Origin of the sequence: Gemmiger qucibialis (assembly GCF_027689445.1) — a bacterium.
Classification (GTDB): Bacteria; Bacillota; Clostridia; order Oscillospirales; family Ruminococcaceae; genus Gemmiger; species Gemmiger qucibialis.
In genome coordinates this window covers 1-26298 of sequence record NZ_JAQFEN010000013.1, presented here as the reverse complement: position 1 = coordinate 26298, position 26298 = coordinate 1, and the positions used below count along the sequence as shown (strand labels likewise).

Annotated in this window: 25 protein-coding genes and 2 riboswitches; of the genes, 10 read left to right on the top strand and 15 right to left on the bottom strand. The window is 56.1% G+C overall.

Annotation, left to right across the window (positions count from 1 at the left end):
- Positions 1-34: 34 nt before the first annotated feature.
- Positions 35-718, top strand: coding sequence for an ABC transporter ATP-binding protein (locus PG062_RS13655; RefSeq protein WP_270752657.1), 684 nt, complete (start codon positions 35-37; stop codon positions 716-718).
- A complete protein-coding gene (locus tag PG062_RS13650) occupies positions 715-3396 on the top strand; it encodes an ABC transporter permease (protein ID WP_270752656.1) in 2682 nt (893 codons plus the stop codon). The genes PG062_RS13655 and PG062_RS13650 overlap by 4 nt, the downstream gene beginning before the upstream one ends.
- A gap of 229 nt (positions 3397-3625) precedes the next feature.
- Here PG062_RS13650 and PG062_RS13645 read toward each other — a convergent pair whose 3' ends face one another.
- Complete coding sequence (locus PG062_RS13645; protein WP_270752655.1) at positions 3626-3874, bottom strand: DUF6061 family protein; 249 nt, start codon at positions 3872-3874, stop codon at positions 3626-3628.
- A gap of 108 nt (positions 3875-3982) precedes the next feature.
- On the opposite strand from PG062_RS13645, the gene PG062_RS13640 reads away from it, so the two are divergent.
- The 3 genes from PG062_RS13640 to PG062_RS13630 all read left to right on the top strand — a co-directional run bounded on the left by PG062_RS13640 (position 3983) and on the right by PG062_RS13630 (position 6810).
- Positions 3983-4126 carry a hypothetical protein gene (locus PG062_RS13640; protein ID WP_270752654.1) on the top strand — a complete coding sequence of 48 codons (144 nt, stop codon included), beginning with the start codon at positions 3983-3985 and terminating at the stop codon, positions 4124-4126.
- Between the two features lie 519 nt (positions 4127-4645).
- Positions 4646-5335: a response regulator transcription factor gene (locus tag PG062_RS13635; RefSeq protein WP_114000630.1), complete on the top strand. Its 690-nt coding sequence runs from the start codon at positions 4646-4648 to the stop codon at positions 5333-5335.
- A complete protein-coding gene (locus PG062_RS13630) occupies positions 5335-6810 on the top strand; it encodes a HAMP domain-containing sensor histidine kinase (RefSeq protein ID WP_270752653.1) in 1476 nt (491 codons plus the stop codon). Before PG062_RS13635 ends, PG062_RS13630 begins: the two co-directional genes overlap by 1 nt.
- A gap of 324 nt (positions 6811-7134) precedes the next feature.
- On the opposite strand, the gene PG062_RS13625 is transcribed toward PG062_RS13630, so the two are convergent.
- The 12 genes from PG062_RS13625 to PG062_RS13570 form a co-directional block, all read right to left on the bottom strand.
- The gene (locus tag PG062_RS13625; RefSeq protein ID WP_114000628.1) at positions 7135-8328 is read right to left on the bottom strand and encodes a DEAD/DEAH box helicase; all 1194 of its coding nucleotides are present in this window, start codon (positions 8326-8328) and stop codon (positions 7135-7137) included.
- A 356-nt stretch (positions 8329-8684) separates the two neighbouring features.
- The gene (locus PG062_RS13620; RefSeq protein WP_114000849.1) at positions 8685-9512 is read right to left on the bottom strand and encodes a histidinol-phosphatase HisJ family protein; all 828 of its coding nucleotides are present in this window, start codon (positions 9510-9512) and stop codon (positions 8685-8687) included.
- Positions 9512-10168: a bifunctional phosphoribosyl-AMP cyclohydrolase/phosphoribosyl-ATP diphosphatase HisIE gene (hisIE, locus tag PG062_RS13615; RefSeq protein ID WP_114000850.1), complete on the bottom strand. Its 657-nt coding sequence runs from the start codon at positions 10166-10168 to the stop codon at positions 9512-9514. The genes PG062_RS13620 and hisIE overlap by 1 nt, the downstream gene beginning before the upstream one ends.
- Positions 10169-10347: 179 nt before the next feature.
- Positions 10348-11106: an imidazole glycerol phosphate synthase subunit HisF gene (gene hisF / locus PG062_RS13610; protein ID WP_114000851.1), complete on the bottom strand. Its 759-nt coding sequence runs from the start codon at positions 11104-11106 to the stop codon at positions 10348-10350.
- A gap of 13 nt (positions 11107-11119) precedes the next feature.
- Entirely contained in the window at positions 11120-11836 is a 717-nt protein-coding gene (gene hisA, locus PG062_RS13605; RefSeq protein ID WP_114000852.1) for a 1-(5-phosphoribosyl)-5-[(5-phosphoribosylamino)methylideneamino]imidazole-4-carboxamide isomerase, read from the bottom strand.
- 9 nt (positions 11837-11845) lie between these two features.
- Entirely contained in the window at positions 11846-12463 is a 618-nt protein-coding gene (gene hisH, locus PG062_RS13600; protein ID WP_270752652.1) for an imidazole glycerol phosphate synthase subunit HisH, read from the bottom strand.
- Between the two features lie 55 nt (positions 12464-12518).
- Positions 12519-13016, bottom strand: coding sequence for a hypothetical protein (locus PG062_RS13595; protein ID WP_114000854.1), 498 nt, complete (start codon positions 13014-13016; stop codon positions 12519-12521).
- A 47-nt stretch (positions 13017-13063) separates the two neighbouring features.
- A complete protein-coding gene (locus PG062_RS13590; protein WP_270752651.1) occupies positions 13064-13516 on the bottom strand; it encodes a transposase in 453 nt (150 codons plus the stop codon).
- A 6-nt stretch (positions 13517-13522) separates the two neighbouring features.
- Positions 13523-14794 carry a histidinol-phosphate transaminase gene (hisC, locus tag PG062_RS13585; RefSeq protein ID WP_408611418.1) on the bottom strand — a complete coding sequence of 424 codons (1272 nt, stop codon included), beginning with the start codon at positions 14792-14794 and terminating at the stop codon, positions 13523-13525.
- Positions 14795-15150: 356 nt separating this feature from the next.
- On the bottom strand, positions 15151-16431 hold the full coding sequence (gene hisD / locus PG062_RS13580) for a histidinol dehydrogenase (protein WP_114000857.1): 1281 nt from the start codon (positions 16429-16431) through the stop codon (positions 15151-15153).
- Positions 16428-18011: an ATP phosphoribosyltransferase gene (hisG, locus tag PG062_RS13575; protein ID WP_270752649.1), complete on the bottom strand. Its 1584-nt coding sequence runs from the start codon at positions 18009-18011 to the stop codon at positions 16428-16430. The genes hisD and hisG overlap by 4 nt, the downstream gene beginning before the upstream one ends.
- 191 nt (positions 18012-18202) lie before the next feature.
- Entirely contained in the window at positions 18203-18754 is a 552-nt protein-coding gene (locus PG062_RS13570; protein WP_270752648.1) for a hypothetical protein, read from the bottom strand.
- A gap of 163 nt (positions 18755-18917) precedes the next feature.
- Between PG062_RS13570 and PG062_RS13565 the strand changes: the two genes are divergently transcribed.
- Positions 18918-19538, top strand: coding sequence for a DUF1643 domain-containing protein (locus PG062_RS13565; RefSeq protein WP_270752647.1), 621 nt, complete (start codon positions 18918-18920; stop codon positions 19536-19538).
- A gap of 278 nt (positions 19539-19816) precedes the next feature.
- A complete protein-coding gene (locus tag PG062_RS13560; protein WP_270752646.1) occupies positions 19817-20995 on the top strand; it encodes a pyridoxal phosphate-dependent aminotransferase in 1179 nt (392 codons plus the stop codon).
- 522 nt (positions 20996-21517) lie between these two features.
- On the opposite strand, the gene thiM is transcribed toward PG062_RS13560, so the two are convergent.
- Positions 21518-22294 carry a hydroxyethylthiazole kinase gene (thiM, locus tag PG062_RS13555; RefSeq protein ID WP_270752645.1) on the bottom strand — a complete coding sequence of 259 codons (777 nt, stop codon included), beginning with the start codon at positions 22292-22294 and terminating at the stop codon, positions 21518-21520.
- Positions 22295-22310: 16 nt separating this feature from the next.
- Positions 22311-22829, bottom strand: coding sequence for an energy coupling factor transporter S component ThiW (gene thiW, locus PG062_RS13550; protein WP_114000927.1), 519 nt, complete (start codon positions 22827-22829; stop codon positions 22311-22313).
- Between the two features lie 304 nt (positions 22830-23133).
- A riboswitch (TPP riboswitch) is annotated at positions 23134-23235 on the bottom strand.
- A gap of 66 nt (positions 23236-23301) precedes the next feature.
- Positions 23302-23405: riboswitch (TPP riboswitch) on the top strand.
- Between the two features lie 66 nt (positions 23406-23471).
- Here thiW and thiE point away from each other — a divergent pair.
- From thiE to cytX, 3 genes are all read left to right on the top strand, one after another.
- Positions 23472-24104, top strand: coding sequence for a thiamine phosphate synthase (gene thiE, locus PG062_RS13545; protein WP_270752644.1), 633 nt, complete (start codon positions 23472-23474; stop codon positions 24102-24104).
- Between the two features lie 136 nt (positions 24105-24240).
- The gene (gene thiD / locus PG062_RS13540; RefSeq protein WP_114000926.1) at positions 24241-25053 is read left to right on the top strand and encodes a bifunctional hydroxymethylpyrimidine kinase/phosphomethylpyrimidine kinase; all 813 of its coding nucleotides are present in this window, start codon (positions 24241-24243) and stop codon (positions 25051-25053) included.
- Positions 25050-26225 carry a putative hydroxymethylpyrimidine transporter CytX gene (cytX, locus tag PG062_RS13535; RefSeq protein WP_270752643.1) on the top strand — a complete coding sequence of 392 codons (1176 nt, stop codon included), beginning with the start codon at positions 25050-25052 and terminating at the stop codon, positions 26223-26225. Before thiD ends, cytX begins: the two co-directional genes overlap by 4 nt.
- The last annotated feature ends 73 nt before the right edge of the window (positions 26226-26298 follow it).

The following is a 26298-nucleotide window of genomic DNA, read 5'->3' as shown; positions in this document are numbered from 1 at the left end:
AGGCGTTGCCCAGTCTTGATACCAGGAGGGAAATATGGAATTACTGCGTGTGGAACACCTTAGCCGTTATTATGGGGAAGGTCCTGCCCAAGTAAAGGCACTGGATGATGTGTCATTCTCCGTAGAAAAAGGGGAGTTTGTCGCCATTATGGGCCCGTCTGGCAGTGGAAAAAGCACCCTCATGCACCTGCTTGGAGGGGTGGACAAGCCCACAGCCGGACATGTATGGTTACAGGGCACCGATCTTTACAAATTGGACGAGAACGCACTGGCCATTTTTCGACGGCGCCAGATAGGTCTGGTGTATCAGTTTTACAATCTACTTCCTGTGCTCAATGTACGGGAAAACCTGACCTTACCTTTGCTGTTGGATGGACGCAATGTCAACAAAAACCAGTTGGAACAGCTGGCCCAAATTCTGGGCATCCAGGATCGGATGAACCATCTGCCCCATCAGCTTTCCGGCGGTCAGCAGCAGAGGGTCAGCATTGGCCGGGCCCTGATTACCAGCCCTGCCCTTCTGTTGGCAGATGAGCCTACCGGCAACCTGGACAGCAAAAACAGTGCTGAAGTGATGGCTTTGCTGCGTTATTTTCATGAGAAAAAAGGTCAGACATTATTGGTCATTACCCACGATGAACGGATTGCCTGTCAGGCAGACCGACTCATTACTGTGGAGGATGGGCATATTGCTCGGGACGAGGCGGTGCGGCCATGAAAAATATTGTGCACACTTTGACTCTCGCTCAGATGCGGGCTAATCCCCGTCGTACTCTTGTGACTCTGGTGGGTGTGGTTTTATCGGTGACCATGCTCACGGCAGTTTTTGCAGGGGCTGATTCCTTTTTGAATCTTCTGTACCGACAGGCAGCACAGGACAACGGCACCTGGCATGGCAGAGCCTTTGAGACTGGAGAACAGGTGGTAGAAAATCTGTCCCAGGATGACAGGATTGACCAACTGGGCCTGGCAGCCAGTTGGGGAGTGTCTCCCCTGGGCGACAGCAATAGGTGGGGGGCCGCTATCTATGGAGTAAACCAGTCATTTTACCAGCTTTTGAGGGTAGAGTGTCTGGAAGGAAATTTTCCTTCCACAGAGAACGAACTGGCCATTTCTCAGACTCTCGCCAAAAAGACCGGCTGGAAGATTGGAGACCAAGTCTCTTTGGATTTGTTACGAGTATGGACCCCACAAGGGGTGGATTCCGCAGGGAAAATGATCTATCGGCAAACCAGCGGCCCGGGAATCATGGGATTATCGGACAGCTATATGCTCCGTTCTGTGGGGGAAAAACAGTTCACGATTACAGCTATTGTGGACCCAGGCGGTTTTGATGATCAAAATGTGTTCGCCTGGGAACCATGTTTTACAGTTCTGGAGGATCAGATCCCCCCGGATGGATTGTGGTGCGCTTATTATACTGTCAGTTCGCTGGGGCGAGAACTGTATGACCTGCTGGAAAGTATCCAGGAATGGCAGGCAGACTTGCCTGTCGATGCTGGAGGCGTGGGGACCATCGATCTAAACCGGCAGCTCTTGCTTTATTATGGCATAGATTATCCGGGCAGCCTTCTATTGCCTGCCTTTTACGGTTTGATGGCGGTAACACTTCTCATTATTGTGGTGGGTGCTGTGTCTCTGGCTCGAAACGCCTTTGCCATCAGTATGACGGAGCGCACACAAATGCTGGGAATGTTGGCCAGTGTGGGGGCTACCCGGGCGCAGAAGCGGCAGTCCGTCTTGTATGAAGCCTTTATTCTGGGATTGATTGGCATCCCTTTGGGCCTGATTGCAGGCTGTGGAGGAATGGCGATTACACTGGTTTTCCTGAATAGTCAGGTACAGGAACTGTTTCAATTTTCTCAGCCTCTTTATCTTTCGGTACGGCCTCTTCCCCTGGCCGCTGCAGCCCTGCTGGCAGCCTTGACTCTGGCATTCAGTGCACTGCAACCGGCCTTGAAAGCCAGCAGGATCACGCCCATGGATGCCATCCAAGGAGAAGGTCAGGTTCAATTTCATTCCAATGATGTAAAAACAGGAAAACTGACTGGAAAGATTTTCGGCTTTCCAGGAATTTTGGCCCTCAAAAATTGTAAGCGAAACCGGGGACGGTATCGAGCAATTGTATTTTCCCTGGCGCTCAGCGTAATTATGCTGCTGGCTGGCACCGGACTTTCTTATTATGTGGACCGTGCCATGGGAGTGCGTTACGGGACAGACAGTCCCTTAGCAACGGCGACCATCACCTTCAACGATCCTTCCTTGGATACCGCTACCTATACGGATGATCTGAAAGCTCTGGCTGGAACAGGGGAAGTACGGTTGGTCGGAGGTTTGCAGGCTGGAGAGATGGGCAGCTTCACTTTGAATTGGGCGGATATGAGTCAAGACGCAATAAAATGGTTTCAAAACCAGAGCGGTCTCTTAGATGAACAGGATTATACTTTTGAGGACGGCCAAAATGTCACCGTCTATCCCACCTTGCTGGTCATGGATGACCCGGAGTTTTCCGACTGGGCAGGCAAGGAAGTTTCCTTGAATTCGGATTATCTGGATTGTGTTATGATCACCAGCACCTATCTGTATAATGCAGGCAGCTACACTCAGCTGAAAAATGCTCTGAATCTACAACCTGGATTTTCTATGGAGTTTGCACAAGAGAACGGGTTTGCAGACACTTGGCACGTAGCAGCACTGGCGGAGGATTTCCCTTATTCCGGAAACACGGTCACCTCCAACACCGTGGAAAGCCTTACTTTACAGTTGGTGACCAGTCGCAGTGTATTCCAAGCATTCCTGAATCGGCAGGCAGACCTGGGCAGAAGCGGTGCATACTACTGGCAGGTGCAGTACATTCACCCTGAAAGTATTTCCGCCCTAACCAGCGGATTGGAGGAATGGTCCCTAAACAACAGCTATGGCCTGCCCCAAGGGGTGATCAGTGCAAACTACAATTCCCTGGCCATGGGTGGCCTTCAGCGGTTTGGAATGCTTCTACAAATCTTATGTACCGGGTTTGTTCTGCTGCTATGTCTGGTATGTATGGCCAATATTCACAATAGCCTCTCTACGGGAATGGAACTGCGTGCCCGGGAATATGGAATTCTCCGTAGCGTAGGAATCACACCCGTGGATTTCCGTAAGATGATTTGGCTGGAAAGTCTTTTCTACGGAATCAAAGCGCTGTGCTGGAGTTTACCTTTTGGAGTGGGCGTGTTGTCCCTGGAATACTATGCTATCCGACGAGCATTCCAACTTCCCTTCTGTCTGCCAGTGGGCAGCATTGTCCTGGCAGTTGTTTTAGTAATGGGGGTATGCTGGATTTCTGGACTTCTGACCCGCAGGAGTCTGGAGGAGCAGACTATTACCGAGGCCATTCAGAAAAAACTTTTTTAAACAGAAGCCGCAGAAGTGTTTTCCTTCTAAAGGGCTCTCGGAAGAGGTCACCTAAAGGTGGCCTCTTCTCGTGTCAAGAGAAGAAATACAGTACAATGGATATGAATAATGAGAAGAGCTGATATTGTTTCTGTGTAAACAGCAAATAAAAACCTGTAATTATCTTGTACAGAGACAATAAAAATGGCGGGTAAGCATTTTTGTGTGCTTACCCGCCTTGTTTCATCTGTTAATTTTCGAATGGCTTGTATACAGTCACGGTTTTAAGATACTTCACGGGATCGCCGTTCAGCACCAAATCTGCATACTCAGCCGGAGCATTATAAATCAGCCAGTCCAGCTCAGAGCGTTCATACATATTGTCGGCCACTTCATTCTCCACGGCGATGGTATCAATGGAAATCATGCTGCCATTGGCATATTTTAACTCGACACAAGCGGTGTCGATATTGAATTCACAGGACAGTAAATGGTTCACAGCGTTAATCTCCTTACAGCTTTCATTTTTAACGAATAATCTGTCGTGATGAACCCGCTTCCCGAATGTTGATTCCCACACTCCGCACCAATTCCGCACCAATTTGTCATGAAAGTATATGTAGATGCATGGGGTTATGTGACGGAAAAGTTCGTAAATATGGGAAATATTGAGCTTTGTGAAGGAATATTGAGATATAAAAAGGCCGATTATCCACCAATACCTAATTTCATTTGTACTCATTCTCCTTAACGGAATATTTTGACTGTCTATCATTATACCCAACCAGCGCACTGCGTGCAAGGGCAGGGCGCGGCCATGCTCATAATTTTGCGCAATTCTACACATTTTACCTGTTTTGACCACCGGTTGTTCTTTATTTTTCCACATTTATGCCTTATAATGTTAAAAGGTCAAATCAAAATACCCCCGTACCGGCCCTGTCCGGCGCGGGAAAACATAGGGCAATACCGCATAATTCTAAGTGCCGATACGGCGAGCGAGGTGCGGCAGATGCTAAGCCAAAAGCGCAGATAATACTGGATGCTGCAAAGGTGAGCGCCGCCAGTGGCGGAAACAGCGAACCGAAGCAGGGGCAGCGGTCGCAGAGTGCGAGGGGCTTTTGCCCCCGAAGCACGATGCGGGTACCGCAACCCGACATTATCGAGCATTTTGGCAACGCAGATGCCGTGCCGCAGCCGCCGGAGCGGTGCTTAAGCCGTCAGGCGGGAATTGTGCGGTGTTGCCATAGAGTAGGAGGGCATAAAACCCATGTCAAACGAGAAAATTCTGGTTGTGGATGATGATAAAAACATCTGTGAACTGCTGCGCCTGTACCTGGTCAAAGAGGGATACGGTGTGACCATTGCCAATGATGGCACTGCTGCACTGCAGGAATTTGATAAGCTGCACCCGGACCTTGTGTTGTTGGATGTGATGATGCCCGGCATTGATGGGTGGGAAGTCTGCCGCAAGATCCGCCAGAACAACCAGACCCCCATCATTATGCTGACGGCAAAGGGCGAAACCTATGATAAGGTTCTGGGCCTGGAACTGGGTGCGGATGATTACATCGTAAAGCCTTTTGAAACCAAGGAAGTGACGGCCCGTATCAAGGCTGTTCTGCGCCGCTGCGGCAGCAAGGACGAAGAAAACAAAGGCGTTTATGACTTTGACAACCTGCACCTGGATATGAACCGCTATGAGCTGAAAGTGAAGGGTAAAGTGGTGGATGCGCCGCCCAAAGAGTTGGAACTGCTGGCCTGCCTGGCTGGGCACCCCAACCGGGTCTATACGCGTGACCAGCTGCTGGACGAAGTGTGGGGCTTTGAATATTATGGCGACTCCCGCACCATCGACGTCCATGTTAAGCGCCTGCGCGAAAAGCTGGAGGGAGCCTCGGAACAGTGGAACCTGAAAACCGTGTGGGGCGTTGGTTACAAGTTTGAGGTTAAAGAATAATGTGCCGCGCCAAAAAAGAAGAGAATAACGGGGCAGCCCCGCTGCGCAGCGTAAGCGGGGAAGTGTTTGCAACCTTTGCCTCGCTGCTGCTGGTGGCGCTGGTGTTGATGTGCATGCTGCAAACGGGGCTCTCCTGCGCGTACTTTGCCCAGGAGCGCAAAAGTGCCCTGACTGCCGTGCTGGACGGTGCTACTGCCATGGCGGAGACCTATGCTTCGGAAGGAAACATTGTGACCCTGCCCGGCGGGGACAATGAGTTGGTGGAGCGAGCCAAGACCGGCTTTGAACTGTTCAATACATCATCGGACGCACTTGTGTTTGTGGCAGACCGGGATGGCAACATCCTGATGCACACCGGCAAAGATGTAGCCGAAAGTGCAAAGATCCCGCAGAACTTGCAGGAAGAGATGGACAGCGGCAAGGATATCTTTCTTATGGGTACCATGGACGATACCCTGCACGATAAGTATTATATTGCGGGCCGCCGCGTGAATCTGGGCGGCAGCGAGGGTTATTTGTTTGCTGCAACACCGGTACATGCGCTGGCGGTCTATATCCGCTCCATCCTGACGATGTTCTTGCTGTCCTCGGCGGTCATCCTGATTGTCTGCGGCATTTTGTGCATGGTGCTGGCGCGGCGCATTACCTGGCCGATCGAACAGATCAGCCAGGCCGCCAAACGGCTGGGCGGCGGCGATTTCACCGCACGCGCCCCCGTAACTGGCTGTCAGGAGCTGGCGGATTTTGCCACGACCTTTAACAACATGGCGGGCCGCCTGCAAAACATTGATAACTCCCGCGGGCAGTTTATGGGCAACATTGCCCATGAACTGCGCACCCCCATGACCAGCATCAAGGGCTTTATTGACGGCATGCTGGACGGCACCATCCCGGAAAGCGAGTACAAGCATTATCTTGGCGTGGTATCGCAGGAAACCGGCCGCTTGGCCCGGCTGGTGCAGAACATGCTGGATATCACCAAACTGGAATCCGGCGAGGTGAAAGGTACTCCCAAAAATTACGATATCTGGTCCACCGTTACGGACGTGGTGCTTTCGGATGAGCGCCGCATTGAGGATGGCAAGATCGATATCCAGGGCCTTGGCCCCACGGGCACCATGGTGTATGCCGACCCGGACTTTATCCATCAAGTGGTCTACAACATTGTGGATAACGCCATCAAGTTTACCCCGCCGGATGGCGTCATCAAGTTTGATATCCAGCAGGAAAACGACATGGTGCGGGTGACCATCGAGAACACCGGCGACGGTATTGCGCCGGATGCCCTGCCCTTTGTGTTTGAGCGCTTTTATAAGGAGGACCGCTCCCGCGGCCTGAACACCCGCGGCAGCGGCCTGGGGTTGCATATCTGCAAGGTGCTGATCACCCTGTCCGGCGGCCAGATCAAGGCCGAAAGCGAGATGGGCAAATGGTGCCGCTTCACCTTTACCCTGCCTGCAGGCAAAACCGAGTAACAGCCCCAACCCCGGAATCGGATACCCGGCGACAATAGAATTGAAAAGGACCAAAGCCATTCGCTGAAAAGCGTGCGGCTTTGGTCCTTTGTTTATGGCCTATCTTGTGCAAAGAGCGTGGTGTGTTTCGGTGTGCTTCGCCTTTGCAGCGGCTGCCGGGGCGGTGCTTAAGCCGCAAGGCGGGAATTGTGCGGTGTTGCCTTTAGTTTGGGGCTGCCCCAGCGCCGGATAGAAAGCGCGCACGGGGCTGGCCGACAAAAAGGTACAAAACGTGGGACGATGCACAAGCACCGCCCCACGTTATTTATATTGGCAGAAATAAGATCAGAAATAGCACTTGATGTTGAACTTATCCACGTTCTGCTTTTCTTCCACCACCAGTTTTTCATGGTTGAAGTCAAAATGCACGCTGCGGCAGTCATCCGTATTGCGGGTCAGGCGCAGCAGGGTGTCCACGCGCTTCTGCTCGTCCTTGGTATAGAACAGGTAGCTGGCGCCTTCGCGCTTGGCGCGGCCGGTGCGGCCGATGCGGTGGGTGTAATGCTCGTTCTCTTCGGGCACATCATAGTTGATGACGGCGTCCACATCCGAAACATCGATGCCGCGGGCGGCCACATCGGTGGCAACCAGCACATTGATCTCGCCGGCCTTAAAGCGCTGCATGATGCGGTTGCGTTCCGCCTGGCTCAAATCGCCATGCAGGCAGTCTACATTAAAATGCAGCCGGGCCAGCTGGTTTGCCAGCATGCCGGTGTTGTACTTGGTGTTGCAAAACACCATTACGCGCTTGTAATCCTTGCTGATGATGATCTGGGCCAGGTCAGCCAGCTTGTCGCGGCCGGTGGTCAGCAGCTTGTACTGGGCAATTTTGGGGCTGGATTCCTGCACCGGCTGAACGTCTACTTCGGCGGCGTTGTGCTGGTACAGCCAGCCGATATCCAGTACCTCGCGGCTGATGGTGGCGCTGAACATGGATAGGGACTCTCTGCTTTTCAGCAGGTCAATGATGCCGCGCACATCCTTGTAAAAGCCCATGTTCAGCATTTCGTCGGCTTCGTCCAGCACAATGGTCGTCACCTGCGAAAGATCCAGCGCATGGTGGCGGTAGTGGTCCATCAGGCGGCCGGGGGTGGCAACCACGATCTGGCAGCCGGCTTTCAGCTGTTTCTGCTGCTTTTCCAGCCCGGCACCGCCGTACACGCACACCACGCGGATCTCCGGCAGGAACTGCGCCAGGTTAGTCAGATCCTGTGCAATCTGCTGTGCCAGCTCACGCGTGGGGCTGAGCACAACGGCCTTGGGCGCACCTGCCGGGAAACCAGCGGCCTTTTGCAGAATGGGAATGCCGAACGCAACGGTTTTGCCGGTGCCGGTGGGGGCCTTGGCAATCATATCATGCCCGGCCAGCATCAGGGGAATGGCCTTCTGCTGGATTTCGGTCATCTCGGTATATCCCATTGCCTGTGTTGCCCGGATGATCTCCGGCCGCACGGAGGAAGAAAGTTCAGTGAAGTTCATAAATTAGTGTACACCTTTCGTGTTGGTTAGGGGTTAGGAGGGAGGAGTTAATTAGGAATTAGGAATGAGAAATTAGAAATTGGAATGAATGATAAATTTATATGTAGGGCGGGGTCACTGACCCCGCCGGAACTTAGGTCGGATTGAACATTGAAAATATGTGACTAATCCACAAATTACTTGTAGGGGCGGCGTCCCCGACGCCCCGGATGGGCAATAATTATACCGCACATTTCAATGGATCTAACGTCTTATATGGCTTTCCGACTTTCCCGAAAAAACGCTTTTTCCCATTATAACAGCAAAAGCCGGGTGCGGCAAGTGCGCACCCGGCAAAATGCGGTGTGTTTTGCGTTTTACAGCTCACAGGGGGCAAAACCGTCCTTGCCCAGCACCAGAACACGGGTATAGCCCAGTTCCTTCAGCTGTGCGGCGGCTTCCTCAAAGCCAAAGGTCAGGGCCTTGGCTTCGTGGGCATCGGCGGTAATGGTCACATTGCCGCCCATGGTCAGCCATTCTTTCAGGATGGCCGGGGAGGGAAAGTAATCCTCGCGGAAGCCGCGATAAACAGAGCTGGTATTCACTTCCAGCACGCAGCCAGCCTGTGCAGCAGCTTCCAGTGCCTTGTGGGCAGCGGCGGTGTAGCGCGGGTCGGATTCATCAAAAAACTTGCCGCTGCCGTTCACCTTTTTGATCAGGTCAAAATGACCCAGGATGGTGGGCTTTTTGGCGGCAACTGCAGCTACGTTGGCAAAATACGTTTCCACCACAGCAAGGCCGTCGCCGTCAAAGTCGTCCTGGATGCAGGCAGCCAGGTCCGCTTCGCGCCAGTCAATCTCGTAATATTTGCCGGTCTTGGGGCCCTTGACATAATGGGTGCTGCCGATCCAGTAATCATAGGCAGCCGGGTCGTCATCGCTGTACAGATCCCATTCCAGGCCGCACAAAATGTCCAGCTTGCCGGCATAGCGCTCTTTCAGCTTGGCTACCTGGGCGCGGTACAGCTGGGTGCGTGCATTGGTCATGCAATACTCAATGTCGTGCGGGGTGTGGCTGTGGCCAGAGAAGCCCAGCGTTTTCAGCCCGGCTTTCCAGGCGCTCAGGGCAAGCTCCTCCGGGGTGTTTTTGCCGTCACACAGCTTGGTGTGAACATGGACCGAACTGAGCAGATATTCCTTAGCCATTACTGCATCCTCTCCTGTTTCACTTTATGGTCAATAACATGGCGCTTTTCCAGCTCTTTGGTGATGTCTTCTACGGAAATGCCAAGTTCAATCATCAAAACCATCACATGGTAGGCAAGGTCGCTGATCTCGTAAACGGTTTCCTCTTTGTCGCGCTTGCTGCCTGCAATGATCACTTCGGTGGATTCCTCGCCGACCTTTTTCAGAATCTTTTCCAGACCCTTGTCAAACAGGTAGGTGGTGTAACTGCCCTCTTTGGGGTTGGTCTTGCGGCCTTCGATCAGCTCATACAGCCCCTGCCAGGTGAACTGCTTCAGCTCATCGGAAACATAGACCGGGTTAAAGAAGCAGCTTTCCGCGCCGGTGTGGCAGGCGGGGCCGCTCTTGATGACATCCACGACCAAAGCGTCCTTATCGCAGTCTGCGGTGATGGAAACCACGCGCTGCACATTGCCGCTGGTTTCGCCCTTGCGCCAGATCTCCTGGCGGCTGCGGGACCAGAACACCGTGCGGCCCTCGGCAATCGTCAAAGCCAAGGTTTCGGCGTTCATATAAGCCAGGGTCAGAACCTCTTTGGTGTAGTGATCCTGCACAATGGCCGGAATCAGGCCGTTGGCATCAAATTTCAGAGTTTTGGAATTTTCGGTGATTTCCATGGCGAACTCCTTATCTAAAACGGCGAAAGGCTGGGTACACTCTGCCGGGCCGCAGATTCATGCGAACCGCACAGCCGGATTCCCAAAAGCTTCCCCATTCTCAGTAAAAAATTATAAGTATAGTTTAGCGTGTTTTGCGTTGTTTGGCAAGCCCCAATTATATGGGCTGCTTTTGCCTGTTATACCCGCATCTCCACGCCGTTTTCACGCAGGTAAAGCTTCAAATCGCGGATGTCCACCTGCTTCGTGTGGAAGATGGAGGCTGCCAGCCCGGCGTCCACGCGGGGGTGGTTCAAGAACAGCTCCTTGAAGTCATCCATCTTGCCAGCACCGCCGGAAGCGATGATGGGCACAGCACAGCGCTGGGCCACGGCGTCCAGCAGCTCCAGGTCAAAGCCGTTCTTTACGCCGTCCGTGTCAATCGAGTTGACAACCAGCTCGCCCGCGCCGTTTTTCACGCCATGCTCCAGCCAGTCCAGCGCGTCAATGCCGGTGTTTTCGCGCCCGCCTTTGGTGAACAGCTTGAACTTGCCATCCACCCGCTTGATGTCCGCCGAAAGCACCACGCACTGATTGCCGTAACGCTGGGCAGCGGCGGAAATAATGGCCGGGTTCTTGATGGCACCGGAGTTGACACTTACTTTGTCGGCACCGCATTTCAGCACCCGGTCAAAATCTTCCAGGCTGCCGATGCCGCCGCCGACCGTCAGCGGGATAAAAATTTCGCTGGCAACGCGGCGCAGAATATCGGTAAAAATCGTGCGGCCCTCCACGCTGGCGGTGATATCATAAAACACCAGCTCATCAGCCCCGGCCGCGTTGTAATAGCGGGCCATCTCGACCGGGTCGGCCATATCCTGTAATCCGGCAAAGTTGACACCCTTGACCACACGGCCGTCTTTTACATCCAAGCACGGGATAATGCGTTTGGTAATCATGCGCCCAGCCCCCTTATTCCTGATACAGTGCCACAGCCTGTTTGAGGTCGATGGCGCCGGTGTAGATGGATTTGCCCAAAATTGCGGCGTGGCAGCCCATGGCCTGCAGCTCCGCCAGCTCTTCCATGCGGGCAATGCCGCCGGATGCCGTGATCTCCAGGCCGGAAATCTGCAACAGCTCACGGTACAGGTCCATGTTGGTGCCCTGCATTGTGCCGTCGCGGGAAATATCGGTGGCGATGATCGCCTGCACGCCAGCTTCGGCACAGCGGCGGCAGAAAGCAACGCCCGGTTCGGGGGTGACTTCTTTCCAGCCGTTCACAGCCACAAGGCCATCGCGCATGTCCACGCCAACGGCAATTTTGGGGCCGTATTTCTGCGCCATGCGGGCGGTAAAATCAAAATCCTTTACGGCAATGGTGCCCAGGATGCAGCGCCCCACGCCGAGGGAAAGATACTGTTCAATGCGGGCTTCGTCACGGATGCCGCCGCCGACCTCGATAAACAGCCCGCCCTGCTTAGCAATGGCGGCAATGGTGGTCATGTTGGCGGTGGTGTCATCCTTGGCGCCGTCCAAGTCCACCACATGCAGGTACTTGGCCCCGGCGGCAATAAACTCCCGTGCCTGGGCGGCGGGGTCTGCATTGTAAACGGTCATCTGGTCGTAATCGCCCTGGTACAGGCGCACGGCCTGCCCGCCGCGCAGATCAATGGCAGGATATAACTTCATGGCTGCACCTCACAATTCTGCAAAGGCCCGCAGCATGCACAGGCCGGTATCGCCGGATTTTTCGGGGTGGAACTGCGTGCCGTATACCAGGCCGTTTTTCACAGCGCCCGTTACCGGGATGCTGTACTCACTGGCAGCCAGCGTGTTGGCGGCACAGTTTTTGGCGTAAAAGCTGTGCACATAATACACATACTCACCGGGCTTGGTGTACTTGAACAGCGGGTCATTTTCCCGCCCCGGCACAATGTCCAGCCGGTTCCAGCCGATGTGCGGCACTTTCAGGCTGGGGTCTTTCAAATCGTCTGCCAGCGGGCACACTTCGCCGGGAATCAGGCCAAGGCCGGTGTGTTCGCCGTACTCATAGCTTTTTTCAAACAGCAGCTGCATGCCCAGGCAGATGCCCAAAAGCGGTTTGTGCTCCACTTCCTGCTTGATAACGGGCACCAGGCCGGTGGCTTCCAGCTTGGCTATGGCATCGGCAAACGCGCCCACACCGGGCAGAATGATGTGGTCCGCCGCGCGGATGGCGGCAGCGTCGCGGGTCACTTTGGTTTCCAGCCCCAGGCTTTCCAGGCTGGAAGCCAGACTGAACAAGTTGCCCACGCCGTAATCAATAATTGCGATCATATACGTTCCCCCTTTTTGTATGCTGCTGTTGCAGCGCCCCTCTTAATACCTGGGGTTAATGTAGCCCCAGGGCCAGCCGGACCTCGTTCATTTGGATCTGGTCTGTGTCATATTGGTAAACCGTTCCATCGGCAAAGGTATAACGCACAAAAACGCCGGTGGGGTTTTTGGCGGTCTCTTCGGGTATTTCCACTTCCCACAAGTCCAGCACCGCGCCGCTGTGGTAGCGGACGGTGAGCGGCTCCCCCTGCGGGCAGCTTGGCTGCACTTTGCCCGCCCCGGCGGCGCAGATCAACCGGCATAACCGGCTGCTGGCATCCGGGTCCAGGGAGGAGGTTTCGCCGTTGCGGGTCAGCGCAGCGCCGATCTTGCCCGCGTTTTCCACACTGGCGGCAAAATCGGTGGAAAACCTGCGGTAGCGCTGGTGGTAACGCGCCGCCCAGCCAATGGTGCCAATGCAGATTACCAGAACCACACAGGCCGCCGCCAGGAACACCGCCCCGCCCCAGCCACGCCGCCGTTTGCCGGGTTTAATTCTGTCATACAGGTTCATGGTGTTCCCTCCTGATACAGTGGGTCCAAAACCCATTTGAGTGGGTTTTATTGCACAATGGCCCAGTAATCGTTTTCAGTGCGGATGATGTGGTCGTAGAAAGAGCGTTGGAATACGGAATGCCCGGCCCTGTGAGCAACGCGCCCTTTGAAAATGCGGACAACCTGGGAAATATTTGTAGGGGACGATGCCTGCATCCTCCCGTCCGCTTTGGGTTGGATGCCCACCAAAAAATGAATATGGTTTGGCATAATTACATAATGCAGCAAACCATCCATTTGCAATAATGCCTGTTCAGCAATGCGGCCCAGCGGTGATAATTCAATATGCACATCAGGGTTGAGCCCGTCATGCGGGCCGATGCGAGCATCGGCCCCTACAACGGAATCAAGGTTACATACACGGTTTTGGGTGCATATGGTAACAAAATACACGCCGCGGGCACTGTAATCATACCCCTTTAACCGGTTCCCTTTGCGGTCTGGTAATTCCGTCCCCATGCCACTTTACCCCAAAATCAAATCCAGCTCCTCAAAGAATCGCTGCATCTGTTCCGGGGTACCGATGGTGATGCGCAGATAATCGGAAAGGCGCGGGGCGCTGAAATAGCGGATCAGCACGCCTTTTTGCCGCAGGCGCTCAAAAATCTGTTTGCAGGGCATGCGGCTGGTGGTAACGAACAAAAAGTTGGTGGCGGAATCCGGCCCGGTAAAACCGCGCTCCCGCAGCTTGGCCATTGTGTCGGCGCGGGTGGCGCAGATCTTGCCCACCGTATCACGGAAGTAATTCTCATCCTCCATGGCGGCCACGGCGGCAGCCTGGGAGAGGGAATTGACGTTGTATGGGCTATAGCTGAACTTGATGCGGTTCATATCGGCAATCAACTCCGGGTTTGCCACGCAGAAGCCCACGCGGGCACCGGCCAGATTGTGGGATTTGGAGAAGGTCTGCACCACAATCACATTGTCATATTTCTTGGTCAGCGGAACGCAGCTGGCGTTTGGCCCGGCAAAATCAATGTACGCCTCGTCCACAATCACAATGCTGTCGGGGTTGGTGCGCACCACTTCCTCAATGGCGGCCACCGGCTGCAGCAGGGTGGTGGGGGCGTTGGGGTTGGCAATCACGATGGTCTCATTCAGGCCGTGGTACTTGCTCAAATCCAGCGAGAAATCTTCCTCCACCAGGATCACATGCTGCGGAATGTGCAACAAATCGCACAAAACCGGGTAAAAGCTGTAGGTGATATCGGCAAATGCCAGCGGGTGGGTTTCATCGCAGAAAGCGCGCAACGCCAGCAGCAGGTTTTCATCGCTGCCGTTGCCACACAAAATATTTTCCGGCTGCACGCCGCAGTGGCGGGCAATGGCGGCGCAGAGCGCGGCTTCGGTCAAATCGGAATACAGCCGCAGCCCTGGCACTGCTCCGGCCACCGCCGCCGCCACGCCGGGGGCAGGCGGGTAGGGGTTTTCGTTGGCGTTCAGCTTGACAAGGTCAGGCAGTTTCAGCTGCTCGCCGGGGGTATAAGGCTCCAGTGCAGCCAGCGTTTTGGTAAAATAACGGCTCATTTGGGTCACCTCTTTGTTGGTGCAGCAGCCGGGCTGCCGCACCGGATCAGGAAAGTCCGTGACATAACGTGTATCCTGCGCCCATTTGGCGGGGTTGGTGTCGATGTAGTGCCAGATGGTGTTGTAATCGTCCGGGGAGCGGATGATGTGGTCGTAATATCCGCGCTGCCAGAGTGCATGCCCGGCAGTTTTGTTGGTCAGCCGTTTCAAAGTGGAGATAAACATCGGGATGACCTGGCTTGCGCGGGCGGATGTAGGGGGCGGCGTCCTCGACGCCCCGGATGGGCCTTGCTGAATGGCAATCAATAAATGGATGTGATTGGGCATTACAACATATTTTTCAATCCGCACATGGGAATAAAATGCAATCATATTCCCCAACTGCCGTGCAACAATTTTACCGGTTGGTGACAATCGGGTTCGCGGGGCGTCGGGGACGCCGCCCCCTACAATCGTTCCAAAGGTGCAACGCTTGTTTTTGGAACAAATCGTAATGAAATACACACCGGATTGGCTGTAATTATATGTTGCTAAACGGTTGGCCTTCCGCTCCGGTACCCCATCCTTCACTGGTCTTCAAAACGGATGGTAACGCTCTTGGCGTGGGCGTGCAGGCCCTCATGCTCGGCAAAATCGGCAATGCGGGATTGAACTTTGCCCAGGGCATCGCGGGTGTAATAAATGAAACTGGACTTTTTCACAAAATCGTCCACGCCCAGCGGGCTGGAAAAACGTGCCGTGCCGCTGGTGGGCAGGGTGTGGTTGGGGCCGGCAAAATAATCGCCCAGTGCTTCCGGCACATTCTTGCCCAGGAAAATGCTGCCCGCGTTCTTTACGCTGTTCAAAACGGCGAACGGGTCGTCCACACAAATTTCCAAATGCTCCGGGGCAATGATGTTCACGGCGTCAATGGCCTTGTTCATATCGTCCGTCACAATGATCTTGCCGTTGGTGTCCACGCTGGCGCGGGCAATGGCGGCGCGGGGCAGCTGTGGGATCTGCACTTCCAGCTCGGCTTGTACGGCCTTGGCCAGCTCGGCGCTGTCCGTTACCAGCACGGGGCTGGCCAGCTTGTCATGCTCGGCCTGGCTCAGCAGGTCGGCTGCCACCCAGGCGGGGTTGCAGCTGCCATCCGCCAGCACCAGAATCTCCGAAGGCCCGGCGATCATATCAATGCCAACCTTGCCGAACACTTTGCGCTTGGCGGTGGCAACGTAAATATTGCCGGGGCCGACGATCTTATCCACCGCGGGAATGCTCTCGGTGCCGTAAGCCAGCGCGGCCACGGCCTGGGCGCCGCCGGTCTTGAAGATCTTGTCAATACCGGCAATCACCGCAGCAGCCAGGATGGAGGGATTCACCTTGCCATCCGGCCCGGCGGGGGTGGTCATCACGATCTCCTTCACACCGGCCACCTTGGCGGGGATCACATCCATCAGTACGGTGCTGGGGTAAGCGGCGGTACCGCCCGGCACATACACACCGGCTTTTTCAATCGGGGTATATTTCTGGCCCAGCACAATGCCGGGGGTATCGTTCATCACAAAGTTCTTGTGGACCTGGTGTTCATGGAAGGCGCGGATGTTGGCGGCAGCCATCTTCAGGGTAGTCACAAAATCCTCACCGGCGGCTTCAAAGGCTTCGTCAATTTCCGCCTGGCTCACCCGCAGCTCGTCCAGCTGGGCGTGGTCAAATTTCAGAGCGTAATCTTTCAGGGCGGCATCACCGCGGGCGCGCACATCGGCGATAATGGCATCCACGGTTGCTTCTACGCTGGCTTCCGCACGGATATCACGGTTCAGGATTTCTTCAGGCTTCAAAGCGTCAAACTCAAAAATGCGGATCATTTGGCAAGCGCCTCCTTCATCTTGTTCAGCAGTTCGGTCAGCTGCGCGTACTTGAATTTGTAGCTGGCTTTGTTGGCAATGAACCGTGCCGAAATGGGCATGAACTCTTCCAGTACGGTCAGATTGTTTTCTTTCAGGGTGGTGCCGGTCTCCACAATATCCACGATCACATCCGAAAGCCCCAGGATGGGAGCCAGCTCAATGGAGCCGTTCAGCTTGATGATGTCAATATCGCGGCCAATGCTCTCGTAATGGGCGCGGGCAATGTTCACAAACTTGGTGGCAACGCGCAGGGCGCGGCTTTCATCGTCCACAAAGTTCCTGGGGCCGGCCACGCACATGCGGCACTTGCCCATGCCGGTATCCAGCAGCTCGTACACATCGGCACCGGATTCGGTCAGGATATCCTTGCCCACAATGCCAATGTCGGCAGCGCCGTGCTCCACATAAATGGCAACGTCGCTGGGCTTGACCAGGAAGTACCGCACCCCGGCTTCGGGGTTCTCCACCACCAGCTTGCGGGTCTCGTTGTAGTTTTCGTTGGCTTCATACCCGGCAGCGGCCAGCAGGCCATAGGCTTTATCGCCCAGGCGGCCTTTGGGCAGGGCGATGTTCAGCCACTGGCGCTCGGTGCCCTGCTGCTGCACCGGCGGCAGGGGAGCGCTCAGGCGCTCCAGCTCGTCCAGGTAAAGGGCAAAGCCCAGGGCGCAGGCACCGGGGGTAAAGCGCTGAGCCAGCAGGTCATACCGGCCGCCTTTCAGTACGGCACGAGGCACCCCGGCCACATAGCCGCTGAACACCAGGCCGTTGTAATATTCCATATCACCGGCAAGGCTCAGATCCAGCTGCATGCCGCGTCCGGCATCGCCCAGTTCATTCTGCAGGCTCTGCAGTTCCAGCAGGGCGTCCTGCTGGGCTTCACACTGGCACTGGCTGCGAGCGGCGGCCAGCGTGGTGCCAAAGGGGCCGTGCAGGCTTAAAATAGCGGTCAGCGCGTTGGCGGCGGCTTCATCCAGCCCGCTTTGCAGCGCGGCGGCATGCAGTTCGTGGGCGTTTTTGTCGCGCAGCAGCTCCAACAGGCGCGGGCGGGCGGCGGCATCCACATGCAGGGTGTCCAGCAGGGCGGTCACAAAGCCCATATGGCTGACTTCCAGCACGGTGGGAACTTCCAGGCTGGCCAGGCTTTCCAGCGCAAGGCGCACAACCTCGGCCTGTTCGGCAGCGCCAACCGCACCGATGCACTCCAGGCCCATCTGGCTGATCTCCGAGAAGGTGTGGCTTTCGCGGCTGGGGCGGCAGATCTGCTCTGTATAATAATACTTTTTGCATTCCCCGGCGGTGGGCTGGGCGTTCTTGGCGATCGAAAGCGTTACGTCCGGCTTGATGGCGCGCAGCTTGCCGTCCAAGTCGGTAAAGGTAATGACCTGGGAATCCGAAAGAAAGCGCTCGTTTTGCTGATAAAGCGAATATTCCTCAAAATGGGAGCAGCGAAATTTGCGGTAGCCTGCACCCTCGTATAATACACGCAGCTGCAAAGTGCTGCGCTCAGCCGGTGAAAACCGGGAAAGATCAAGTTGCATGAATATACACTCCTCTTCTAATCTCTTCCGAACCTCTTCCATTCCTCTTCATCCACAACCCACCAACTTACGCGGGAATAGATGAATTTATTATACTTTTATGCATTAAAGATGTAAAGAGATTCCGCGCAAAATAATAGAATAAAAATACGGCCATCCCGCGCCCCAAAGGGCGCAGAACGGCCGTATGCTCAATGTTTGGTGCGCTGAACGTTGTAGGCTTTGACCATCAGCACAGTGTACCACAGCAGCAGTACCGAAAATACCACAAAGCTGCCGGAAGAAGCCTTGCCCAGCGGCACGCTGGCAGGCGCAGCAAGGCTGGCAATGCGCAACACCGTGTGGGCAGCCAGCAGCACCCCGCAGGCAACCAGCATCATGCGGGTGGAGCGGGTGTATTTCAGGTCGTCCACAGCGCGGCGGGCCGCAGGCAGGCTGCCCCACACAAGGCCCAGCAGCAGCCACAGGTCAGCCAGCCGCAAAAACGGCGCAGCAGCGGCCAAAGCCCCGCCGGTCTGCACCCAGGAACCGCACAAAACAAGCTCCAGTGCCGTGGCCGCCAACCCGCACACAAGCGCAGCCAGCCCCTGCCGTGTCAGCAGCAGGGCGCCGATCACCAGCAGCACGGTCAGGCTCAGTTCCGCCATGGTAACGCCTTCCGGCACACCCAGGAACGCCCGCCCCGCTGCGCCGATCCCCAGCAGCAGGAATCCGGCAGCCGCATAATTGTGGCGCTTTTCCATCTTAACACGTCCTTTTTGAAAAAGTCTGTTGCATAAAATCTTGAAAGGTTAAAGGGTATTATATCACGCGGTTCCCTCTTGCGCAAGGTGTGCGGCGGTGGTATAGTAATTACGATGCGGTCCAAAACGCAGCTTTTTAACTGTACCTCAGGAGGTTTCTTGTATGCATATCCCAAAAGGTCCCACCGCCGGGCTGGAACTGGCGCTGTTTGAACCCGCTTTGCAGGCGGCGCTGCAGCCTTCCCCGGATTATGATGCGGCCCGCTGGCTGTATGTGCCCAATACCTACTCCGAGTACCGTTACATTTTGGGCACCCGCGGTAAAAAGCCGCTGATCTGCGTAGGTATCAACCCATCCACCGCGGCCCCGGATGCCCTGGACCCCACCTTGCAGAGCGCCCAGCGCATTGCCCTGGCTAACGGGTATGACAGTTTTTTGATGTTCAACGTGTACGCCCAGCGCGCCACCCGCCCCGATGATATGGAGCATGCGCTGAACCCCGCCCTGCACGCGGAAAACCGCAAGGCGTTCCGGTATCTGCTGTCTTTATCGGACCAGCCTGCCGTGTGGGCGGCGTGGGGGAACATCATCCTGAAACGGGATTACCTGATGGACTGTATGCGGGATTTTGCCGCCGACGGCAAAGCGGCAGGCGCAAAGTGGTACACGGCAGGCCCGCTGTTAAAATCCGGCCAGCCGCACCACCCGCTGTACTTAAAAAAGGATACGCAGCTGTTGGACTTTGATATTGATGCCTATTTGTGCGCTCAGCGTGCAAAGTGAGATAGAGCAATACCAGATGATTCCCGCTGTATCGGCGCTTATGGCAACACCGCACAATTCCCGCCTTGCGGCTTAAGCACCGCTCCGGCAGCTGCGGCACGGCATCTGCGTTGCCAAAATGCTCGATAAGACATCCAGTATTATCTGCGCTTTTGACTTGGCATCTGCCGCACCTCGCTCGCCGTATCGGCACTTAGAATTATGCGGTATTGCCTTAGAATGATTTGGTATTGCCGGATAGAGGATAACCTCAGGCTTGGGAGAGGAGATAGAAAATCATGGCATTTGAAGTGGAATTTTCAAAACGGCTGGACCTGTTCGGCGCGGAAATTTTTGCCGCCCTGAATGATAAAAAGGTGGCCCTGGAAGCACAGGGCAAAAAGCTGTACAATCTTTCGGTCGGTACCCCGGACTTTGAGCCGATGCCGCACATCAAGCAGGCATTGTGCGATGCCGCCATGGTGAGCGAAAACTGGAAGTATTCCCTGCGGGACCTGCCGGAACTGCTGAATACCGTGTGCGCTTATTACAAGCGCCGCTTTGATGTGGACGGCATAACCCCGGACCAGATCATGAGCTTTAACGGCAGCCAGGACGGCATGGGCCACATGGGCCTTGCCCTGCTGAACGACGGCGATGTGGTGCTGCTGCCGGACCCCTGCTACCCGGTGTTCATTACCGGTGTCAAGCTGGGCGGCGGCGTGCCGTACTACTACCACCTGACCAAAGAGCATAACTTCCTGCCCAATGTGAAGGAGATCCCCGACGATGTGGCTGATAAGGCCAAGATGATGATCGTATCCCTGCCGGCCAACCCGGTGGGCAGCGTGGGCAGCCCGGAGCTGTACCAGGAGATCGTGGATTTCTGCAATGCACATAAGATTCTGCTCATCCATGATAACGCCTACAGCGATATCATCTTTGATGGTGCCGTGGGCCACAGCATCTTCAACATTCCCGGCGCCGAGACCTGCGCAGTCGAGTTCTTCTCCCTGAGCAAGAGCTTCAACGTGACCGGCGCGCGCATCAGCTTTTTGGTGGGCCGCCGCGATGTGATTGCCGCATGCAAGAAGCTGCGCACCCAGATCGATTTCGGCAAGTTCATCCCGGAGCAGAAAGCCGCCATTGCCGCTATGACAGGCCCGCTGGAGCCCATCAAGGCCCAGTGTGCCGAATACCAGCGCCGCCGCGACGCCCTGTGCGGGGGCTTCCGCTCCATCGGCTGGGATGTGCCGGACAGCCACGGCTCCATGTTCGTCTGGGCACCGGTCCCGCAGGGGCACGGCACCAGCATGGAGTTCTGCATGGAAATGATTGAAAAAGCCGGCGTGATCTGCACCCCCGGCTCCAGCTTTGGCCCGTCCGGTGAAGGCTACGTCCGTTTTGCCCTGACCCTGCCGGTGGAAAAAATCACCGAAGCCGTCCAGGCTGTCAAGAACAGCGGCCTGATTGGGTAAAGCAGGCAAACGGGGAAGCAATACATAAAATATAGAGCAATATAGAGCAAGGCCCGATACCGTGCGGTGAGATTCACCCCGGTATCGGGCCTTGCTGATTTTTGTTTGTGTTAGGGCAGGGGAGCAGCGGGGTCAGTGACCCCGCCCTACAAAGAAGGCAATGGTTTTATCAGTCACTAGCAGGGTACGGGGGGTGGAAAACGCACTTGTACAACTAAGGCAACACCGCACAATTCCCGCCTTGCGGCTTAAGCACCGCTCCGGCAGCTGCGGCACGGCATCTGCGTTGCCAAAATGCTCGATAATGTCGGGTTGCGGTACCCGCATCGTGCTTCGGGGGCAAAAGCCCCTCGCACTCTGCGACCGCTGCCCCTGCTTCGGTTCGCTGTTTCCGCCACTGGCGGCGCTCACCTTTGCAGCATCCAGTATTATCTGCGCTTTTGGCTTGGCATCTGCCGCACCTCGCTCGCCGTATCGGCACTTAGAATTATGCGGTATTGCCCTAAGTTGCCACCATAAAAATTATTCCCCGGCAAATACTTCATCCGTCATGCTGCCCGCCGTGTCAAACAGCGCCACGCGGAAGCTGCCCGCCCCGGCGGCATGGTCCTCAGCCTGCTCGGCGCAGGCTTTCCAGAACCGTGCGGCCTGCACGGCAGCGGTAAAGGCATCCCCCGGCTGTACGGCGGCAAACGCCCCACACAAAACGGAAAGCATACACCCGGCCCCCGTCACGGTGCGCATCCGGTCGCTGCCGCCGCGCACGGTGCAGAGCTGCTGCCCATCGGCAATCAGGTCCTCGGTGCCGGAAAGCAGCACCACACACCTCAGCTTTTGCGCCAACGCTGCGGCCAGCCCGGCGGGCGCTTTTGGGGCGGTCAGACTGTCCACCCCGTGCTCGCTGCCGCCAAGGCCCAGCAGGGCGGCGGCCTCCCCGGCGTTCACCCGCACAATGGCGGGCTGCACCTGCTGCAAAAGGCTCTGGATGTTTGCCAGCCGCCAGGGGCTTGCGCCCACACCCACTGGGTCCAGCACAACAGGGATGCTGCGGCGGTTTGCCGTGGCACCGGCGGTGCGGGCAGCGGCGAACTTGGCTTCGTCCGGGGTGCCGGTGTTCAGCACAACGGCGCCGGCCAAAGCGGCAATGTCGGCCATTTCCTGCGGGGCCTGGGCCATGATGGGGCTTGCCCCGATGGCCAGCGCCAGGTTGGCGCAGTCGTTGGCAGAAACAATGTTGGAAATGCAGTGCAGAAGCGGGTGCTGCGCCCGGATGGCGGCCAGCGGTGCGGATACGGACATAAATACAAACCTCGTGTTACTTGTTCAGGGCGTTCTGCATGGATTTCAGGGTGCCGTTCTTTTCCAGCGCAAACAGGATGATGCCGGCAATGATGGAACCACCCACGGTGGAAACCAGGAACGGCACAATGTAGGCATAGAACGCAATATCGCCGGCGGCCTTGCCCATAAACAGGATAGCGACCGGCCATGCCAGCAAACCGCCGATGATGCCGGTGCCGAACACCTCACCGATCAAAGTGGGCAGCAGCTTGTGGGTTTTGTGGTAGACAATGCCGCACAGCAAAGCGCCGCACATGCTGCCGGGGAACGCCATCAGGCTGCCAAGGCCCAGCAGGTTGCGCAGCAGGCTGGCCACAAATGCGGCACCAACGCCGTACCAGGGCCCCAGCAGAACGGCGCACAGTACATTGACCATGTGCTGCACCGGCGCGCACTTGCTGCCAAAAACAGGGAAAGAAAACATGCTGCCAACAACAGCAACGGCACACAGAACACCGGCCAGAGCCAGCTTTTTGGTATTGGACTTTTTCATATCGAGTACTCCTTTTTCAATATAACAAAAAAGCGGAAGGCTGCCGCAGGCATCTGCCGTCAGCCGCCTTGTACGGGCGCAGCGGGCAAACACTTCTCCCCGCTGTTCGGTCGAAGCTTGCTGGCTTCCTCTCACGCCGGAACACGGCTTCCCATCGCTGAATCACAAAGCTCCGGGCGCTCCCCCGCAGCTTCGGGCACAATGCCTGTTTTCCTTCCTTTCCCCTAAGGCGGCCCAACGGGCCGGCCCTGATATGATACAAAAAGCAGGGGCCCAACGCGGAGCCCCTGCAAAAAAGACAGAACAAAACAGTTGAAAGTCTTCCTACGGTGGCATGGTCCACATCAGGTATTAAGGGTCGAAGCAGCGCTTCCTCTCAGCCAAAAAGGCTCCCCTGATTTCGTTACCCATCATAAACACTTACGGGAATTTTGTCAAGGTCTTGTTTTTATCCGCAAAAAGGGGTATGATAGTACCTGTTATGGGGAGCCACTATGGCTGAGAGGGAACAATCGGTTCCGACCCGATGAACCTGATGTGGGTAATGCCAACGTAGGGAGAATGCAACATTCGTGTACAAAGCGGGTGCGCCTTTTTCCGGCGCGCCCGTTTTTTGTTTTGCCTTTTTTGGAGGTTTTGTTTATGAAAGTTCTGCCGCAGCAGCTGCGCCTGTACGCTGTGACCGACCGCACCTGGCTGAACGGCCGCCGCCTTGCCGATGTAGTGGCCCAGGCCATTGACGGCGGGGCAACCTTTGTGCAGCTGCGGGAAAAATGCCTGGACGAACACGACCTGCTGGCCGAAGCCGAGGAACTGTCCGCCCTGTGCCACTTCCGTCATGTGCCGTTTGTGATTGATGATAATGTCGAGATTGCTTTGGCAGCCGGGGCGGACGGCGTGCATGTGGGCCAGAGCGATATGGCCGCTAAGCGCGCCCGCGCCCTGCTGGGGCCGGATAAGATTTTGGGCGTATCGGCCCATAACGCTGCCGAAGCGCTGGCCGCCCAGGCCGACGGCGCGGACTACCTTGGCTGCGGCGCGGCCTTTGTGACCGGCACCAAGCTGGACGCCCACCCTGTTACTGCTGAAACCATGCGCGCGGTAACGGCGGCGGTCAACATCCCCGTTGTAGCCATCGGCGGCATTGACGCCGCCAACCTGCTGCAGCTGCAGGGCAGGGGGCTGGCCGGTGTGGCCGTTGTCAGCGCCATTTTTGCCCAGGCCGACCCCTGCGCTGCCAGCCGGGAACTGTACCGCCTGGCCGGGCAGTTATAATATGACCTTGCAGCTTTGGGGTGTTCGATACATCCTATCGCTGTTGGTGCGCTGTGCATTGGGGGCACCACCTTGCACGGCGGATATTTTTACCTGATGCTGAACCACGCCCGATACGGGCAACAGGAGGAAAAACATGAGAACAGCATTGACAATCGCTGGCAGTGACTCCAGCGGCGGCGCCGGAATTCAGGCCGACATCAAAACCATGACGATGAACGGCGTGTTTGCCATGAGCGCCATCACCGCCCTGACCGCCCAGAACACCACTGGGGTGACCGGCATCCTGAATTCAACGCCGGAATTTTTAGCGCAGCAGCTGGATGCCGTGTTTACGGATATCTACCCGGATGCTGTCAAGATCGGTATGGTCAGCTCTCAGGAGCTGATCCGCGTGATCGCCCAAAAGCTGCGGCAGTACGGCGCAAAGCATATCGTGGTGGACCCCGTGATGGTGGCAACCTCCGGCGCAGCCCTGCTGGAACCGGACGCAGTTACCGCGCTGGAAACTGAGCTTTTGCCCCTGGCGGAAGTCATTACCCCCAACATCCCCGAAGCGGAGATCCTGTGCGGCCACAGCATTAAGACGGCCGCCGATATGGAAAACGCCGCGAAAGAGATCAGCCAGAAATTTGGCTGCAATGTGCTGTGCAAGGGCGGGCATAACCTGAACGATGCCAACGACCTGCTGGTGCTGACCGATGGCAGCGCCGCCTGGTTCAACGGCCAGCGCATTGATAACCCTAACACCCACGGCACCGGCTGCACCCTGTCCAGCGCCATTGCCTCCAACCTGGCAAAGGGCTATGATCTGGAAACCGCTGTGCGCCGCGCCAAGGCGTATATTTCCGGCGCATTGGCCGCCATGCTGGACCTGGGCCATGGCTCCGGCCCCATGAACCACGCCTTTGCATTGGATAACGAGTGGAGCAAGGAGGCCGAAGCATGAAAAAGACTTCTGTATTCCAAAACAGCCTGATCTGGTTCGGCGCTGGTGTTTCCATTGCTGAGATCCTGACCGGCACTTACTTTGCCCCCCTCGGCATGGCCAAGGGCTTTGCCGCAATCCTGCTGGGCCATCTGATCGGCTGCACCATGATGTTCTTTGCCGGTCTCATCGGCGGGCGCACCGGGCTTTCCGCCATGGAAACCTCCAAGCTCAGCTTTGGCAAAAAGGGCAGCCTGTGGTTTGCCGCCCTCAACGTGCTGCAGCTGGTCGGCTGGACAGCCATCATGATTTATGACGGCGCGCTGGCGGCAAACGGCATTGCCGGTGTGGGTGCCTGGCTGTGGTGCCTTGTTATCGGCGCATTGATCCTGGTCTGGATTCTGATCGGCCTGACCGACTTGGGCCGCATCAACCAGGTGGTTATGGTGCTGCTGTTCGTGCTGACCCTTGTTATGTGCAAGGTCATCTTCTTTGGCGGCAACGGTATCATGACCGCGCAGGATGATTCCCTCAGCTTTGGCGCTGCCGTGGAGCTGGCCGTTGCCATGCCGCTGTCCTGGCTGCCGCTCATCAGCGATTACACCCGCGAAGCCGAAAAGCCCTTTGCCGCTACCCTGGCCAGCACTGTTACTTACGGCGTTGTTTCCTGCTGGATGTACCTCATTGGCATGGGTGCTGCCATCTATACCGGCCAGAGCGATATCGCCCAGATCCTGCTGCAGGCTGGCCTTGGAGTGGTCGGCCTGCTGATCGTGGTGTTCTCTACCGTCACCACCACCTTCCTGGATGCTTGGAGCGCCGGTATCTCTGCCGAGACCATCGCCCCCAAGTTCAAGGGCAAGCAGGTCGCTTTGATCGTGACCGTCATTGGCACCGTGGGCGCGATTGTTTTCCCCATGGATGATATCACCGATTTCCTGTACCTCATCGGCTCTGTGTTTGCCCCGATGATTGCCGTGCAGATTGCCGATGCTTTTATCCTGCATTCGGATGCTTCCGCCAAGGAGCTTTCCGCTTCCCGCATGATCATCTGGCTGGTGGGCTTTGTGATCTACCGCATCTTGATGAACATTGACTTTGTGCTGGGCAATACCCTGCCGGATATGCTCATCACCATGTTCATCACCGTGGTGTGGGGGCTGTGCGTGGAAAAGAACAAGAGCAAGGCATAAAATAAGAAATCCCCATAAAATGCAAAATGAAGTGACCCCAAAAAGTTAGACAATATTCTGAAGTAAAAATTGT

Coding starts and splice junctions, on each gene's coding strand:
- PG062_RS13655 (WP_270752657.1), top strand. CDS start 35: ATGGAATTACTGCGTGTGGAACACCTTAGCCGTTATTATGGGGAAGGT.
- PG062_RS13650 (WP_270752656.1), top strand. CDS start 715: ATGAAAAATATTGTGCACACTTTGACTCTCGCTCAGATGCGGGCTAAT.
- PG062_RS13640 (WP_270752654.1), top strand. CDS start 3,983: ATGAAAGTATATGTAGATGCATGGGGTTATGTGACGGAAAAGTTCGTA.
- PG062_RS13635 (WP_114000630.1), top strand. CDS start 4,646: ATGTCAAACGAGAAAATTCTGGTTGTGGATGATGATAAAAACATCTGT.
- PG062_RS13630 (WP_270752653.1), top strand. CDS start 5,335: ATGTGCCGCGCCAAAAAAGAAGAGAATAACGGGGCAGCCCCGCTGCGC.
- PG062_RS13625 (WP_114000628.1), bottom strand. CDS start 8,328: ATGAACTTCACTGAACTTTCTTCCTCCGTGCGGCCGGAGATCATCCGG.
- PG062_RS13620 (WP_114000849.1), bottom strand. CDS start 9,512: ATGGCTAAGGAATATCTGCTCAGTTCGGTCCATGTTCACACCAAGCTG.
- hisIE (WP_114000850.1), bottom strand. CDS start 10,168: ATGGAAATCACCGAAAATTCCAAAACTCTGAAATTTGATGCCAACGGC.
- hisF (WP_114000851.1), bottom strand. CDS start 11,106: ATGATTACCAAACGCATTATCCCGTGCTTGGATGTAAAAGACGGCCGT.
- hisA (WP_114000852.1), bottom strand. CDS start 11,836: ATGAAGTTATATCCTGCCATTGATCTGCGCGGCGGGCAGGCCGTGCGC.
- hisH (WP_270752652.1), bottom strand. CDS start 12,463: ATGATCGCAATTATTGATTACGGCGTGGGCAACTTGTTCAGTCTGGCT.
- PG062_RS13595 (WP_114000854.1), bottom strand. CDS start 13,016: ATGAACCTGTATGACAGAATTAAACCCGGCAAACGGCGGCGTGGCTGG.
- PG062_RS13590 (WP_270752651.1), bottom strand. CDS start 13,516: ATGGGGACGGAATTACCAGACCGCAAAGGGAACCGGTTAAAGGGGTAT.
- hisD (WP_114000857.1), bottom strand. CDS start 16,431: ATGATCCGCATTTTTGAGTTTGACGCTTTGAAGCCTGAAGAAATCCTG.
- hisG (WP_270752649.1), bottom strand. CDS start 18,011: ATGCAACTTGATCTTTCCCGGTTTTCACCGGCTGAGCGCAGCACTTTG.
- PG062_RS13570 (WP_270752648.1), bottom strand. CDS start 18,754: ATGGAAAAGCGCCACAATTATGCGGCTGCCGGATTCCTGCTGCTGGGG.
- PG062_RS13565 (WP_270752647.1), top strand. CDS start 18,918: ATGCATATCCCAAAAGGTCCCACCGCCGGGCTGGAACTGGCGCTGTTT.
- PG062_RS13560 (WP_270752646.1), top strand. CDS start 19,817: ATGGCATTTGAAGTGGAATTTTCAAAACGGCTGGACCTGTTCGGCGCG.
- thiM (WP_270752645.1), bottom strand. CDS start 22,294: ATGTCCGTATCCGCACCGCTGGCCGCCATCCGGGCGCAGCACCCGCTT.
- thiW (WP_114000927.1), bottom strand. CDS start 22,829: ATGAAAAAGTCCAATACCAAAAAGCTGGCTCTGGCCGGTGTTCTGTGT.
- thiE (WP_270752644.1), top strand. CDS start 23,472: ATGAAAGTTCTGCCGCAGCAGCTGCGCCTGTACGCTGTGACCGACCGC.
- thiD (WP_114000926.1), top strand. CDS start 24,241: ATGAGAACAGCATTGACAATCGCTGGCAGTGACTCCAGCGGCGGCGCC.
- cytX (WP_270752643.1), top strand. CDS start 25,050: ATGAAAAAGACTTCTGTATTCCAAAACAGCCTGATCTGGTTCGGCGCT.